The sequence below is a fragment of the Alteromonas sp. DYW1 genome, assembly GCF_059752595.1.
Genome location: NZ_CM186038.1, coordinates 618,881 through 632,824, shown reverse-complemented (window position 1 = coordinate 632,824; position 13,944 = coordinate 618,881). Strand labels below are relative to the sequence as shown.

Here is a 13,944-nt window from a genome sequence, read left to right as displayed (position 1 = left end):
ACCATGAGCGAAGAAACATTCAGTATTGGCCTGTTTTACGGTTCTACCACTTGCTACACCGAAATGGCCGCAGAAAAAATTCAGCAACACTTAAATCAATTAATTGGATTCGAGTGCGTACAGCTATTTAATTTACAGGATACGGCGTTAAGCAAAGTCGCTCAGTTCGATATTCTTATCTTGGGCATTTCAACCTGGGATTTTGGTGAAATTCAAGAAGACTGGGAATCGCAATGGGACGATATTAGCTCCCTTGATCTTGCAGGTAAGGTCGTCGCAATGTTTGGTCTGGGTGACCAGATCGGTTATGCGGATTGGTTTCAGGACGCTTTAGGAATGCTGCATGATGAGGTAATTGCACGCCACGCTACCGTCATTGGTTATTGGCCAAATGATGACTATGAGTTTACCGCATCGAAAGCCCTCACCCCAGATAAGCGTCATTTTGTAGGATTATCGTTAGACGATGAAAATCAATATGACAAAACTGATGCACGCATTGCGCATTGGTGTGAGCAATTACTTAGCGAGCTTAGTTAGGCAAGATTACTATGTCGCACCAAAGCCGTTTGCAAAAGCCTTTTTATCGCAACGGCGAGAACCACCGGGCGGGCGCAGATGTCACATTTGCTGATATCAAACAGGTGTTCGGTTTTCGCAGTATAACTATCGGCCGCTGGGTTAGCGGCGCAGAACAACAAATTGCCGCCAACTTGTTTTTCGATGCATTGTGCGATTTATCCGACCTGCTGGCCATTCCAACGCCAGTGATTTCACTCAATGGCACTTTATCATTAGCCTTTGGCACGGGCGGCAGGAGGTCAGTAAGCGCCCACTACGACTCTGCCAATGGAACTCTGGCGCTCGCTAAAAATGCGGGTGGGGGAGCATTAGCCCACGAGTGGTTTCATGCCTTTGACCACTATATTGCCAAAAAAGCTTTTGTTGCTGCAGGAGCATTGGATTTCGCCAGTGAACTATGGTTGCAAGGCAAATCCCTATCCCCACATCCTTTAAACGAACAACTCAACCAATGGTTTCAGCTGATCTTCCTGCAACCGACAAGCAACGGTAATAACGCGCTAAACTCGAGTGCCTACCTACAACGTAGCGTCGCCATCGATAAACAACTAAATACGTTTTATTACGCTCGCCCGCAAGAAATTACGGCGCGTGCCTTTGAATCGATACTCCAAGATAATCCCGTCAAAAACCATTTTTTAGTTGCGGGTACCAAGCAATCCACTGAAGCGCAATTGGGCGCGTACCCAACTGCAGCCGAACGCCAAACGTTAAGTCCCTTGTTGTACCGGTACTTTGGTCAACTTGGAGCGGCAATCCGCTACCAATACGAACAGCGAAATGTACGATGACTCGTCGGATCTGCACGATCTTTTTACCAGAAAGATCACTTCAGGGGCTATTCATTTTTATTTGAGCAAGTATACTAACAGGTCTGATTGACGTTAAAAGATTGCTAAAGAGATGAAAAGAAAAAAGCATACCTCGGCTGACGACGAAGCACAGATCGATATGACCCCGATGCTTGACATCGTATTCATTATGTTGATTTTCTTCATTGTGACGACGTCGTTTGTTAAAGAGAAAGGTCTTGAAGTTAACCGTCCGAAGGACAACAATTCACCAACGCAACCGAGTAAAGCGTTGTCTATTCAAATTGATGAATATGGCAAGATCCGCATGAATGGACGTGATGTTGATATTCGTCGTGTTATCGCTAACATTCAAACCTACTTGGCGGAAAACAACACGGATTCTGCTGCCATCCAAGCTCACGAAGATACAGAGCATGGGATTGTGGTTGAAGTGATGAACCAAGCCAAAGAGGCAGGTATTGAGAAAGTTTCAGTACTGGTTAAATAAGCGTTAAATGACAGACAAAAACCGAGTTCCTTCGAACTCGGTTTTTTTATGCTCGCTAGTCCTGGTTCTTATACGTCATATTCCGCTCTTGCCAAAGCTTTAATCCAATACTGAATAAATTACTGATATTGAAGACGCTGCCGAAAATACTGCCTACCGAAAGGGCATAAATCAGGCCAAGTAATTCAGCGAGTATAAACCAGCGACGAATCTGCGCTGCGCTATGCAAAACAATGGAGCCGACGGTAAAGATCAATGAACTGGCATAGGCTACGAGTATCATTAATCCATGGTTTAACACGAATAGTTCGTAACCCAAAAAACCAAGATTCAAGGCAACAAATAAATACAGGATGCCATTGTGGCGATAGCGCATAGCGATGATATTGCGCACACTCGCTAGCATACAGCCGACACCTGCCGCCATTGCTCCTAATAAGAAGAAGTGCGTGCTGACACTAGCGAGCGCCAGTGCGGAAATAAAACGATAATGATTAATTTCATTCTGCCGGTAGCCAATGAAATTTAAGATCACGGCGATGGCACCAAATGCTTCAGCTAAATACAACGTAAAACCTCGAGTTAAATACTGTTAGGACCAAACACTGACTGAATGGGGAACTGTGACTTAGGAATGGTTGCCGTACCTACAATGTGATCGGCAGGCCGCGCGACCATACGATAAGTTGTGCCACAAAAATCAGCCAAGACAATCGCATACGCTGGAATTTCATCGACACCAAGCCCCAAAGGGTCAAAAAGCGGCACATCATACTGATCTATTGTCAAAATAGGTAGCGTTTGCCGGTTAATTTTGCAGAATTTGACGGGGATTGGATCCGGGATCTGTGCGTAAACTTCGAAACACGGTACTCTGAAAGGAACCCCCATCCAAACATAATCCAGCACAGCGATGCGAGAAACCGTATCTGAGAGTATTGGATTAACCGGCATTTGAACCTCACTAAAAGTTCAGATAAAACGCCCGACAAAGTTGACGGTATTCGTCAGTATACACGTGATCAGCGGTGTAAACATTTATCTGTTGCTGCACAGTCGATTGAGGCTCTTTAGTGATCTCAAACACATATCGGCTGACTGGCTTATTGACCACACTAGCAATGTCGAGTTGTTGCGCCACAAAGAGCTCACGTTGTTGCAGTAAGCTTACCCACTCATCGCGCACAGGTGCTGGTAAAATCACAAATGCTTTGCCGGCCGAGGCCAGTCCCTGCTGCAACCCTAAAGCTAATTCAGATAGGTCTAAACTCACCTGCGAACGTGCTTGCTGGCGATTTGCAAAATACCCATTAAACCCGCGAGAGGGTGATTGGATTGAGTTAAAATACGGCGGATTGCTGATGATAATGTCGTATTGCATTGGCTGCTCGGCCAGCCATTGTCTGGCATCTTGATTGACCACAGTTATGCTATCTGGCCATGGGCTTAGCGCAACATTACTTCTCGCTTGCTCACAGGCTATGGCGTCAATATCAACTGCGGTGATCTGCAACTGGCCCTGCGACCATTGTGCGAGCATCAACGCCAGCAGACCGCTACCGCTACCAATATCAACAGCTTTATGCGGTGCAGTAGGCGTTGAGCTTTGACTTAATCGATGGTTCGCAAAACTGCCCAACAGGATACTGTCGGTGCCTACCTTCATGGCACAATGACTATCTTCAATTTGAAATTGTTTAAATTTAAAAATGCTGCAACTCCACCATTTGCCGAGCGACATCAGCAGCTCGAATGGGACGATACTTTTCTAATGGCCCAAACATCAACGGCGCAAGCAGTTTACCGGCCCAAATCCCCATAGCCTCTGCGTAGCGTGTATCTGAACGTTCACCGAGCAGCAAAGAAGGTCGAACCGCAGCAGCATGAGCCAATTGCGGCATGGTCATAATGGCATTCTCGAGCTCGCCCTTCACACGTAAATAGAAGTTGCTACTTTTTGCGTTCGCACCAACCGAAGAGATCCAAACAAACCCCTTAGCCCGTTGCGCCCGAGCTAACTGTGCGGCAACGTGCACATATTCAAAATCTACCCGCCGGAAGGCTGCTTTGGAGCCTGCCTGCTTCAATGTAGTGCCCAAACAGCAATAAACATGATCGACCGTAAAGTAACCTTGGTAATCCTGTAAATACTCAAAATCAATCACCACTGGCTGAAGCTTATTGGCAGGATCAAAAAACTGACTGCGACTCAGGGGTTTACGCACCAATAAGGTAATACTGCTGTAGCGCTGGTCAGCCAACAATTGCTGAGTCAACGTGCGGCCCACTAGGCCTGTTGCACCGAGTACAATCGCCGTTTTATCGCTAGTCACTTTGGTTCCTCGTTACGATGCTCTACACTACCCCCTCAGTGTAAAACAAAGACGTAATAATAATGAAAAAACTCTGCTTTCTTGTACTGCTTTTTAGTGGAAATAGTTTCGCCCAAACAGCACTTTCCATCGAGCGCATATTTTCTTCACCGTCATTGGACGGCTCGGCCCCAGTAAACCTGCAGATATCACCTGACGGTAAACGGGTAACCTTCCTGCAAGGCAAAGTTGATGATTATGAACGCTATGACCTCTGGGAGTATCATATTGAAAGCGGTGAAACTCGCTTATTAGTCAATTCAGATGATTTGCATCAAGGTGACGAACAACTATCGGACGAAGAAAAAGCGCGGCGCGAGCGCATGCGTTTATCCGGCACAGGCATAGTGGATTACACATGGTCAGCGGACGGCAGTGCATTATTGTTTCCTCTTGCTGGTGACGCGTACTATTACCGCCTAGCAACCGCAGAATCTCCGGCCGCCGTTAAGCAATTATTGGATACACCTGAATTTGAAACCGACATCAAACTATCACCCAAAGGGAATTATATTTCTTATATCCGTGATCAGAACCTTTACATAAAATCAATTGATGCAGATAAAGAGCAAGCTATTACTCGTGAAGGCGGTGGCGATATTAAATTCGGCATGGCTGAATTTGTTGCGCAAGAAGAGATGGGGCGTTTAACCGGGTATTGGTGGTCACCGGATGAATCGCATTTAGCTTTTACACGAGTGGACGAATCGCCCGTAGACGTGATTACGCGATCTGAAATTTATGCAGACACGATTACGATGATAGAGCAGAAATACCCGCGCGCAGGTACACATAATGTGACGGTTACTCTCGCAATCCAATCCCTTAGCACAGGGCAACGTGAATGGGTGGATTTAGGGCAAGCACAAGATATCTACTTTGCGCGCGGACAATGGGCCAAAGATAACCGACATTTTACTTATCAACTGCAATCCAGAGATCAAAAACAGCTGACCCTGTTCGCCTATGATATACAACAGAAGTCATCCAAAGTATTGCTGCAAGAGCAAGCTAATACCTGGGTAAATCTGCATGATGACCTAGCCTTTCTTGATGACCAGCAACATTTTATCTGGGCATCAGAGCGGGATGGCTTTCAGCATTTGTATTTGTATCACCTGTCATCTGGCTTAGTGCGACAACTCACAAAGGGTAGTTGGGTGGTTACCTCGTTAGACGCGGTTGATGAACAAAACCAACGGATCTTCTTCAGTAGTAGAAAAGATACGCCATTAGAGAACCACTTATACAGTGTCTCGTTTAGTGGTGGTGACATTACACGGGTTTCCCAGCGGGACGGGTTTCACGAAGTCACATTCAGTGACAATGCACATATTTACGTGGATAGTTTTTCTACCATTAATAGTCCTCCTCAAGTTAGCGTGCATCGGGCCTCTGGTGAGCTATTGACCTGGCTGCAGGAAAACACCATAGATGATAACCATCCTTTACATGCGTATCAGTCACACTGGGTAAAGCCAACCTTTGGTACTCTAAAGACTGAAGACAACGCAACTTTGCATTACCAATTATTTACCCCACAAAAACTGCAAGGCAAACATCCGGTCATTGTCTATGTATACGGTGGCCCTGGCGTACAAGTGGTCAGAAATCGCTGGTTCGGTCCGCGTGGTTTAATGATGCAATACTGGGTGAACCAAGGCTACGTCGTGTTTTCCGTGGATAATCGCGGCTCAAAATATCGTGGCAAAGCCTTTGAAGATCCGCTCTATTTGAAAATGGGTGAAACCGAAGTGCAAGACCAAATTGCCGGGGTTAAATTTCTGCGTACCCTGCCCTTCGTAGACCCTGCTAGGATTGGTATTCACGGCCATAGTTACGGTGGCTACATGACGATCATGAGCATGTTTAAAGCGGGTGACTATTTTAGTGCCGGTGTAGCAGGGGCGCCGGTGACCGACTGGCGTTTATATGATACCCACTATACTGAACGGTATATGGGTAACCCGAATAAAGTAGATGCTGCTTACACTGCGGCGTCAGTATTTCCCTACGCAGACAACCTAAAAGGTCCACTTTTGATTTATCATGGCATGGCGGATGACAACGTCTTGTTTACGCATGCAACAATGCTGTATAAGCATTTACAGGACCGCGCTATTCCTTTTGAAGCAATGGATTATCCCGGTAAAAAACACAGTATTCGCGGTAAAAATACGCGTATTCACATGTACAAAACGATTACGCAGTTTTTTGAGCGCAATTTAGCGCCACCAGCCAAACACTAATCGCGTAAGCAAAACTGTAAAAAAATCGCCGGCATCAAATGATGCTGGCGCTCCCAAGTCTAACCAAACATTGCATTTGCTAACGCTTTTTGCAGGCTCTGTGCGGTGTCTTTACTGAGTTCCGTATGTAATGGTTCCGCTTGACCAGAAACCCAGATTTTTAATTCGGCATCCATGTCAAAGTGACCGGCGGTTTCAACTTTAAATTGAGTGATCGCGCGGTATGGAATGCTGTAATAATCCACTTTTTTACCTGTCATGCCTTGTTTATCAATAAAGATCACTCGGTTTGTGGTCAATACGAATAGATCTCGGATTAATTTATAGGCTTGAGTCACCTGTTCAGTATCCGCCAATACCGGGGTTAGTTCTTCTTGGATTTCTCCAGCATCGATTTCAGAGGCATTCCCCAATAGTTTATCTAGTAATCCCATAAATATTCCTTGTTTGTGAATGTTGAGTTAATTCAACTGCGTTTTACGCTGTAATCAGTGCCCTATCCTAAACCTAAACATCAATGCGCGCCAATTCGTTAGCGCTGAATATTGGTGACTGGAACTCGCTATTTATGCATAACACAAGAGTTTATCTAACCGACTGTAACCGCGTTACAACTGGTCCCACAGCAGAGCGAATTATACTGTGCATTTTTCTGGTTTTATCGTTAGGCTAATGGTTAATTGTTCAATATTTTGAAGAGATCGTTTTTTGCCAGTCGCCACGATTAATTACCAACACATTCTTGCTGCACAATCTCGAATTGAAGCAACGGTGGTCAATACACCAATAGTGTCTTCGAGTCGCTTAAACCGATGGTTAAGTCGAGAAAGCTTGCCTTCAGGACACACCCATACCGTCCTGTTTAAAGCAGAATGTTTGCAGAAAACAGGTGCGTTTAAGCTGCGCGGTGCCACTAATTTCATCGCCCACCTCGCAGAACGCAAGCAACTGCCTGATTCGATTGTGGCCAACAGTTCGGGCAATCATGCTCAAGCGGTCGCCTTTGCAGCGCGTCAATTTGGTATACCTGCTACTATTTTTGCCGCTGACAACATCTCACCGGTTAAAGCAGCAGCAACCCGTGATTATGGTGCTAATTTGCAAGTCTATCCTAATCGCATCGAAGCTGATCAGGCGGTGGCGCAAGCCAGTCAACAATCCGGTTGTATCTGGATCCCGCCATTTAATCATCCAGATATCATTGCTGGACAGGGGACTGCGATTGCCGAAACCCTGCAGCAAGTCGATCCCGTGGATGCCGTATTCACGCCTTGTGGCGGTGGAGGGCTGACGGCGGGAAGCTTTATCGCAACACGCCATTTAAACCCTCAGGCTAAGGTTTTTGGCGTTGAGCCACTGGCCGCCAATGATGCCGCGGAGTCACTCCGGGCTGGCCATATTAAGCGTCTTGCTATGCCAGCCAAAACTCTTGCTGACGGAGCTGCGACGCCTAGTGTCGGCAGTCTCACCTTTCCTTTTTTGCAACAGTTGGACGGCTTTTATGAAGTGAACGAGCATGCTATAAGCTATTGGACTCAATGGCTACAACACTTACTTAAATTACATATTGAGCCCACTTGCTGTATGACCATGCAAGCAGTCGCGCAGTGGTTATCTCAACAAACCAGTGCTAAACGCGTCCTGGTCGTTTTATCAGGCGGAAATATCAGTGCCAGCACCACCCAGCAAATTTATGCAACCGACCATTTAACCAATCATCCATCAATGCAAACTATTCAGGACCTCTGCTCATGAAAAACGTGTTAACCCTGCCGGTAAGGCTTATCTCATTGCTTACCCTGTTTTGCAGTATCAACCTTTATGCAGCTCCGCTCCATATTAGCAACGTTAAAGGGTATACCCTAAATACTCAGGGAGAGTTAGTCACCTTCAGTGACATGATCATTGAGGAAGGCAAAGTGCGAGCAATCGGTGGAGAAGCACTAGGTCATGGTTACCCCACCGCTGAAATGTTGGATGGTCAGGGTAAAACCTTATTACCAGGTTTGATTGACGCCCATGGTCACTTACTTGGACTAGGTGATACCTTACTTGCAATTGATGTCCGGGAGACAGCTTCCGCTCACGCTGCGGCGCAGGCAGTGGCTGATTACGCAGAGAATCATCCTAACCTTAGTTGGATCCAGGGCCGAGGTTGGAATCAGGTGTTATGGCCAGATAAAGCCTTCCCTACTGCGGCGATACTCGACGAACAAATCGCTGATAGACCAGTGTGGCTAACCCGCGTTGATGGACACGCCGGTTGGGCCAACAGTGCCGCATTAAAAATTGCGGGCATTGATAGCGCTACCGTTTCACCTGAGGGTGGCAAAATCATCACCGACGATAACGGCAATCCTACCGGAGTACTTATCGATACCGCGATGGGACTGGTCGAGCAACACTTGCCAAAACTTGACGACCAATTGCGTATCGAACAATTAAACGCCGCAGGTGAGCACTTACTCGCACTTGGAATTACCAGTATGCACGATGCTGGTATCGATTACGCCACGTATAACCTGTATCAAGCGTTAGCCGCGCGCGGCGAATTGCCATTACGGGTATATGCAATGTTATCAGCGACTGACCCGCAGTTACCTAAGATGTTGGCCGCGGGCATAATTCAAAGGCCAGACGATAAACTCTTGATCCGTAGTGTCAAAGCTTATGGAGACGGTGCCCTCGGCAGTCGCGGTGCAGCCTTGTTACAACCCTATTCAGATGATCCACATAATCACGGTTTATTGGTAACCGCTGAGGAAAAGCTACCCGATCTGTTTAATCAAGTGCTCAGTCAGAACTTTGCATTGCATTTTCATGCGATCGGTGACCGCGCTAATCGACTGGCACTGGATCATTTTGAACAAGCCTTCCAACAGTTCGGCGGACAAGAATTGCGGCATCGCATTGAGCATGCTCAAGTCATTGCGCTAGAGGACATTCAACGCTTCAAAACCCTAAATATCATACCGTCAATGCAACCCACTCACGCCACCAGCGATATGAATATGGCCGAAGACCGCATTGGCAAGCAGCGCTTACAAGGTGCCTACGCATGGCAGACGTTTTTGCAACAAGGGTCGATTCTTGCGTTTGGCTCTGATTTTCCGGTTGAGTTGGCAAACCCATTCTATGGCCTGCACGCTGCAGTCACTCGCCAAGATCGCAACAACCAGCCAAAAAATGGTTGGGTACCGACACAAGCACTCAGTGTAAAACAGGCATTCAAAGCCTTTACGCTGGACGCAGCATATGCTGCCGATCAAGACCAAAAAATCGGTGCTTTATTACCGGGCTATTGGGCTGACTTTATTCTGGTCGACCAAGATCCATTCTCCATAGAGCCGCAGAACATCTGGCAGATAGAAGTGCATAATACCTTCATCGCAGGTGAAGAAGTTTTCGCAAAAGAATAACGTGTATAAACAGACCTCGTTCAAAGATAATCAGGCTTTGAACGAGGTTGAATGATGGCCGAATCCGAAGACAAATGTTTGCTTAAGTGCTAGGCCTTTTCACCCGCCTAATTGACGTCAAATGCCAGATTCAGATCAAATGGATGGATACCGAATAGCAACGGGTCGAAAACGATCAACCAATTCAGCAAACTCTGCGGTTTTGCGAAATTCGCTTACCGCAAAATTCAGTTTTGTTACCACACTATCAGGCACGGCTAAATTGACGGCCAAATAATTCCCTTTAAGTTCTGGCGTATGCAACCAGGCAACAGCCTCCACGTCGTCAATGGATGCATTGAATCGTTCTAGTGAACTGGCTAATGTGTATCCAGATGCAACCATAAGATCCAAGCGGCCACGCAAAAACAAGCGGATCGGATCATCCTTGTTGTCGCACTGCAGCAGATTGTCCCCGGCCACGAAACCTCGGGCTATTAGCACTGATTCATAGATATCATCTCTGGTCACGCCAATGGTGTAATTGAGTACGTCATTGGTTTGTGTGATAGCTATATCAGCGCGGCTCTTTAGTTTGAAATACAGCGTCTCACCGGATACTGCTGGCCCTACCCATTTAAAGAATGGTTCACGCGCTGCGTTTCTCGAGGCACTTAAGATAGCGCCTTTGGGGTTCTGCATGCCCTTCGACATGGCGCGAGTCCATGGCATATCGATGAATTCACACCGTAATCTAGCGATCTCACAAGCACGCTTGATTAATAAGCCATTTAAACCGTCAATTTTCCCGTTGGTTGTAAACGTATAAGGGCGATAGTTACTTTCAAAATAAATGGTTAAATCGGTGTCCTGTTCATTAGCCTGCACACCAGTGGTTAAGCACCCGCAAACGACACAAAAAACCAGCCAATATCGCCCCATCAACGTCTACCTATTTATATAACGTGCGGATCCATCGCTCTTCAGTAATGAAACGCCAAGCCCAGCTATCCCATTGACTTTCGAGACCTTTCGCGACAATCGCATCTTCGCTCTCACCCGCGACCTTAAGTGCTTGAACATAGGCATAAGTCTCTTCGATCATAGCTTTAAAACGGATTAGATCTTGTTTATTTGCCAAAGCTCCGTGTCCGGGAATAATCTTTGTCTCTGCGTTGATCATGTCTAGCACCTGTGTAACAGACGCAATGTAACCTGCAACACTGCCACCAGCACCTAAATCAATATAGGGGAACCAATCTTTAAAGAACAAGTCGCCAGTATGTAATACATTAGACTCTTCAAACCAAACAATGCTGTCGCCGTCAGTGTGTCCGCCAGGCAAGTGAATGACGTGAATAGTCTCATTATTAAAATGAAACTTAATCCCGTCTTGGTAGGTAACTACCGGCAATGCAGCTGCATTAACATCATCGCCGGACGCCAGTCGGATGCGCACATTTTCATGAGCAAATATGGTTGCGCCCTTGGATTCATTAAAGAATGCGTTCGAACCCGTGTGGTCGCCGTGATAGTGAGTATTAACAACATAGCGGGGTTTATCAGAGCCTAATTCTTGTAATGCGGCAGCGATTTTTTCTGCTAACGGTGCATATTGATCATCAACAATCAGTATTCCATCACTACCTGCCGAGACACCAATATTACCGCCTGACCCTACCATCATGTGCACAGTGTCTGACAATGCTTGCACATTCATCTCAACACCCGCAAAGCGGTCGTCGGCGAATGCTGCGCTTGGTAACAACAAGGCCCCAAGTATGCAGCCCAACAAATTGCAGCGTTTCATAAAAATTCCTTAGTCCAGTCAGCTATTCAGATTTGAGTAACTCACTATGTATAACAACTAAGAATAGATCATTTTGTAAACACAAAGTAGCGGTTTATCAATACCCAAGAATGCTCATTACTCCGCCGCTTTAAGCAGATGAGTCCAGATACATGAATTTACGCAGCCTAACCTAGCCGAATACGCCGCGAGTGTGGCTTCTCATCAGCCGCAGCACTGCCCGGTGAGTGATGACTATTAAAGAAGCAGTATTACCTGCAACTATGCCGTATTGTCAAACCCTTCTAACCCGTCAACGCCTCTATTTTATCGCGGTTGCGCCGCGACAAGGTCAACAATTCACCCTCAGACAGAATAACCGTATAGTCTCCTTTATCATTCGGGCGGAGTTCTGCGACGTAGGTTCTCCGAACGATAGACGAACGATGAATACGAATAAAGTGTTCCGGATCCAGTTGCGTTTCCAAGTTTGTCATGGTTTCCCTGTGCAATACGGTTTTACCGTCATTGAGATGTAACTCAGCGTAATTACCTGCACCCGTGATGTAGTTGATGGTTGCGACATCTATCAATCGGATCCGGCCAGGATCTCTGACCACTAAGCGGTTTTTGTATGTATTCCCTGCGAGGACTTTAGGGGCCGGTCGTAAGGATCCAGAATCTCCCCCGGCAATAACGTCAGCCGGTAACGCAGCCAATGCCTTTTTCAATGCCTGCAGGAAACGTTCATTAGTAAACGGCTTTAAGATATAGTCCACTGCGTCGACTTCAAATGCAGGTAAAGCAAACTGATCATAGGCAGTAATAAAGATCCGCAAACAAGAGTCGGGGAGTTCACGCGCCAAGGCTATTCCTGTCATACCTGGCATCTGCATATCAAGAAACGCTAACTGCACGTCATGTTGGGCCGCGATTAACAAAGCTTCGCTACCCGAGCTGGCCTGAAATACATGCCCGACTTGCGCACACTCCGATAGCAATCCAACGACCGCTTGGCGCGCTAATGGTTCGTCATCGACAACCAGTACATTGATCATGATTCCCTCCCTATTTGCTTGATAGGTAAACTCAGTAGTGTTTGAAAAATACCATTATTAAGCGGTGTTAACTCCAAACGAAATGACTTATACAATCGCTTCAGTCGCTCCCGCGTATTTGACAGGCCAATACCAAACCCGGATTCAGTGTTTGTTTCATCAATGTGATTGGTTAAATAAATCTCCAATGCACCATTGTGTTGATGAATACTCAGGGTAATTTCATTGTCTTGCCCAGCTAATTGAGCCCCATGTTGCACTGCATTTTCAACTAAAGGTTGTAACAACATGTTAGGAATAAAAGTATTTAAGCAATCATCGTCAACGCGGGTCTGGATTTTAAGCTTGTCCGCAAAGCGTAATTTTTGGATCGCCAAGTAGCTTTGGATAAACTGCATCTCCTGTCGCAGCGTGATAATTTCTTCCTGCTTGGTGTCTAATGACATGCGTAGCATAGTGCTGAGCTCAGACAAGGCGTGAATGGCTTTGTCCTTTTCATTTAATCGCACCAAACTGCTGACTGTATTGAGCGTGTTAAATAAAAAATGAGGATTAAGTTGCGAGCGCAATGATTTAAGCTGTTCGACCACGAGTTCTTGCTGGATTTTATTAAACAGTACACGTTGTTGCATCGACTTATGATAGTAGTGCCCACCAACAGCCGCCCATAAGATCGCAGCATAAATTACAATATCAATCACACCCGTGGACATAATCACGCTATACAGACGCTGCTGAAAGCCATCAAACGGTTGGTCTCGGATAATCAGCTGCATGATTAAGCTAATGGTCCAATAACAAAACAATACCCCAAGCGATGCCATTGAGGCTGGCCAGAACTTGCGCCACTTATTCGGTTCAACTCTCTCTAGAGTGGTGTGTATAACCACAAAAACGGCTGGGGTAACCCAAATAAAATTAAGAAACCAAGGCGCCATCATGACCCAGTAGTCCCACCAGCCAAGCGCCAGTTCAACGGCTTTTGCATTGCGCGATTGTGCAAAAGAAAAGAATGTCAAAAAGCTTAACCATATAAAAATGTTCGCCAACCAAAACCAGCGACTTTGAATTGAAATTGAATGCTCACTGCGAGAATTTGAAATAACCCACCCCGGATAAACGCACTATTGATGATAAATATTTCGCACAACTTAATCATACGTCATATCGAGAGAATTAATCCCCCATTTATCC

General features: G+C 46.2%; 15 protein-coding genes. 6 read left to right on the top strand and 9 right to left on the bottom strand.

Going from position 1 to position 13,944, the window contains the following annotated elements; all coding sequences use genetic code 11:
* The first annotated feature begins 3 nt into the window (after window positions 1–3).
* From fldB to AC121Z_RS02845, 3 genes are all read left to right on the top strand, one after another.
* Entirely contained in the window at window positions 4–540 is a 537-nt protein-coding gene (gene fldB / locus AC121Z_RS02855) for a flavodoxin FldB (RefSeq protein ID WP_498126508.1), read from the top strand.
* Window positions 541–551: 11 nt separating this feature from the next.
* Complete coding sequence (locus AC121Z_RS02850) at window positions 552–1,373, top strand: CLCA_X family protein (protein WP_498126506.1); 822 nt, start codon at window positions 552–554, stop codon at window positions 1,371–1,373.
* Window positions 1,374–1,485: 112 nt separating this feature from the next.
* A complete protein-coding gene (locus tag AC121Z_RS02845) occupies window positions 1,486–1,884 on the top strand; it encodes an ExbD/TolR family protein (RefSeq protein ID WP_100658177.1) in 399 nt (132 codons plus the stop codon).
* A 55-nt stretch (window positions 1,885–1,939) separates the two neighbouring features.
* On the opposite strand, the gene AC121Z_RS02840 is transcribed toward AC121Z_RS02845, so the two are convergent.
* From AC121Z_RS02840 to AC121Z_RS02825, 4 genes are read right to left on the bottom strand one after another with little or no spacing between them, the layout of a single operon-like run.
* Entirely contained in the window at window positions 1,940–2,452 is a 513-nt protein-coding gene (locus tag AC121Z_RS02840; RefSeq protein ID WP_498126504.1) for a YgjV family protein, read from the bottom strand.
* Between the two features lie 14 nt (window positions 2,453–2,466).
* Entirely contained in the window at window positions 2,467–2,838 is a 372-nt protein-coding gene (locus AC121Z_RS02835; RefSeq protein WP_498126502.1) for a hypothetical protein, read from the bottom strand.
* Window positions 2,839–2,848: 10 nt separating this feature from the next.
* A complete protein-coding gene (locus tag AC121Z_RS02830; protein ID WP_498126500.1) occupies window positions 2,849–3,550 on the bottom strand; it encodes a tRNA1(Val) (adenine(37)-N6)-methyltransferase in 702 nt (233 codons plus the stop codon).
* Between the two features lie 37 nt (window positions 3,551–3,587).
* Window positions 3,588–4,217, bottom strand: coding sequence for an NAD(P)H-binding protein (locus tag AC121Z_RS02825; protein WP_498126499.1), 630 nt, complete (start codon window positions 4,215–4,217; stop codon window positions 3,588–3,590).
* A 62-nt stretch (window positions 4,218–4,279) separates the two neighbouring features.
* Between AC121Z_RS02825 and AC121Z_RS02820 the strand changes: the two genes are divergently transcribed.
* Window positions 4,280–6,505, top strand: a complete 2,226-nt coding sequence (locus AC121Z_RS02820; protein WP_498126498.1) for a S9 family peptidase — start codon at window positions 4,280–4,282, stop codon at window positions 6,503–6,505.
* Window positions 6,506–6,564: 59 nt separating this feature from the next.
* Here AC121Z_RS02820 and AC121Z_RS02815 read toward each other — a convergent pair whose 3' ends face one another.
* Window positions 6,565–6,939 carry a PH domain-containing protein gene (locus tag AC121Z_RS02815; protein WP_498126497.1) on the bottom strand — a complete coding sequence of 125 codons (375 nt, stop codon included), beginning with the start codon at window positions 6,937–6,939 and terminating at the stop codon, window positions 6,565–6,567.
* 274 nt (window positions 6,940–7,213) lie between these two features.
* On the opposite strand from AC121Z_RS02815, the gene AC121Z_RS02810 reads away from it, so the two are divergent.
* A complete protein-coding gene (locus AC121Z_RS02810) occupies window positions 7,214–8,260 on the top strand; it encodes a serine/threonine dehydratase (protein ID WP_498126496.1) in 1,047 nt (348 codons plus the stop codon).
* Window positions 8,257–9,924 (top strand): amidohydrolase, encoded by a 1,668-nt coding sequence (locus AC121Z_RS02805; RefSeq protein ID WP_498126494.1) that lies wholly within the window; start codon window positions 8,257–8,259, stop codon window positions 9,922–9,924. Before AC121Z_RS02810 ends, AC121Z_RS02805 begins: the two co-directional genes overlap by 4 nt.
* Before the next feature lie 135 nt (window positions 9,925–10,059).
* Here the strand turns inward: AC121Z_RS02805 and AC121Z_RS02800 are convergent, their stop codons facing one another.
* The 4 genes from AC121Z_RS02800 to AC121Z_RS02785 form a co-directional block, all read right to left on the bottom strand.
* Entirely contained in the window at window positions 10,060–10,845 is a 786-nt protein-coding gene (locus AC121Z_RS02800; RefSeq protein WP_498126492.1) for a substrate-binding periplasmic protein, read from the bottom strand.
* Between the two features lie 10 nt (window positions 10,846–10,855).
* On the bottom strand, window positions 10,856–11,713 hold the full coding sequence (locus AC121Z_RS02795; protein WP_498126490.1) for an MBL fold metallo-hydrolase: 858 nt from the start codon (window positions 11,711–11,713) through the stop codon (window positions 10,856–10,858).
* 284 nt (window positions 11,714–11,997) lie between these two features.
* Window positions 11,998–12,750: a LytR/AlgR family response regulator transcription factor gene (locus AC121Z_RS02790; RefSeq protein WP_498126488.1), complete on the bottom strand. Its 753-nt coding sequence runs from the start codon at window positions 12,748–12,750 to the stop codon at window positions 11,998–12,000.
* On the bottom strand, window positions 12,747–13,769 hold the full coding sequence (locus AC121Z_RS02785; RefSeq protein ID WP_498126487.1) for a sensor histidine kinase: 1,023 nt from the start codon (window positions 13,767–13,769) through the stop codon (window positions 12,747–12,749). The genes AC121Z_RS02790 and AC121Z_RS02785 overlap by 4 nt, the downstream gene beginning before the upstream one ends.
* Between the last annotated feature and the right edge of the window lie 175 nt (window positions 13,770–13,944).

Excerpts from the sequence above, each read along its gene's own strand:
- AC121Z_RS02790 (WP_498126488.1), bottom strand. The coding sequence starts at position 12,750 with ATGATCAATGTACTGGTTGTCGATGACGAACCATTAGCGCGCCAAGCG.
- AC121Z_RS02835 (WP_498126502.1), bottom strand. The coding sequence starts at position 2,838 with ATGCCGGTTAATCCAATACTCTCAGATACGGTTTCTCGCATCGCTGTG.
- AC121Z_RS02820 (WP_498126498.1), top strand. The coding sequence starts at position 4,280 with ATGAAAAAACTCTGCTTTCTTGTACTGCTTTTTAGTGGAAATAGTTTC.
- AC121Z_RS02800 (WP_498126492.1), bottom strand. The coding sequence starts at position 10,845 with ATGGGGCGATATTGGCTGGTTTTTTGTGTCGTTTGCGGGTGCTTAACC.
- AC121Z_RS02815 (WP_498126497.1), bottom strand. The coding sequence starts at position 6,939 with ATGGGATTACTAGATAAACTATTGGGGAATGCCTCTGAAATCGATGCT.
- AC121Z_RS02805 (WP_498126494.1), top strand. The coding sequence starts at position 8,257 with ATGAAAAACGTGTTAACCCTGCCGGTAAGGCTTATCTCATTGCTTACC.
- AC121Z_RS02850 (WP_498126506.1), top strand. The coding sequence starts at position 552 with ATGTCGCACCAAAGCCGTTTGCAAAAGCCTTTTTATCGCAACGGCGAG.
- fldB (WP_498126508.1), top strand. The coding sequence starts at position 4 with ATGAGCGAAGAAACATTCAGTATTGGCCTGTTTTACGGTTCTACCACT.
- AC121Z_RS02795 (WP_498126490.1), bottom strand. The coding sequence starts at position 11,713 with ATGAAACGCTGCAATTTGTTGGGCTGCATACTTGGGGCCTTGTTGTTA.
- AC121Z_RS02830 (WP_498126500.1), bottom strand. The coding sequence starts at position 3,550 with ATGAAGGTAGGCACCGACAGTATCCTGTTGGGCAGTTTTGCGAACCAT.
- AC121Z_RS02845 (WP_100658177.1), top strand. The coding sequence starts at position 1,486 with ATGAAAAGAAAAAAGCATACCTCGGCTGACGACGAAGCACAGATCGAT.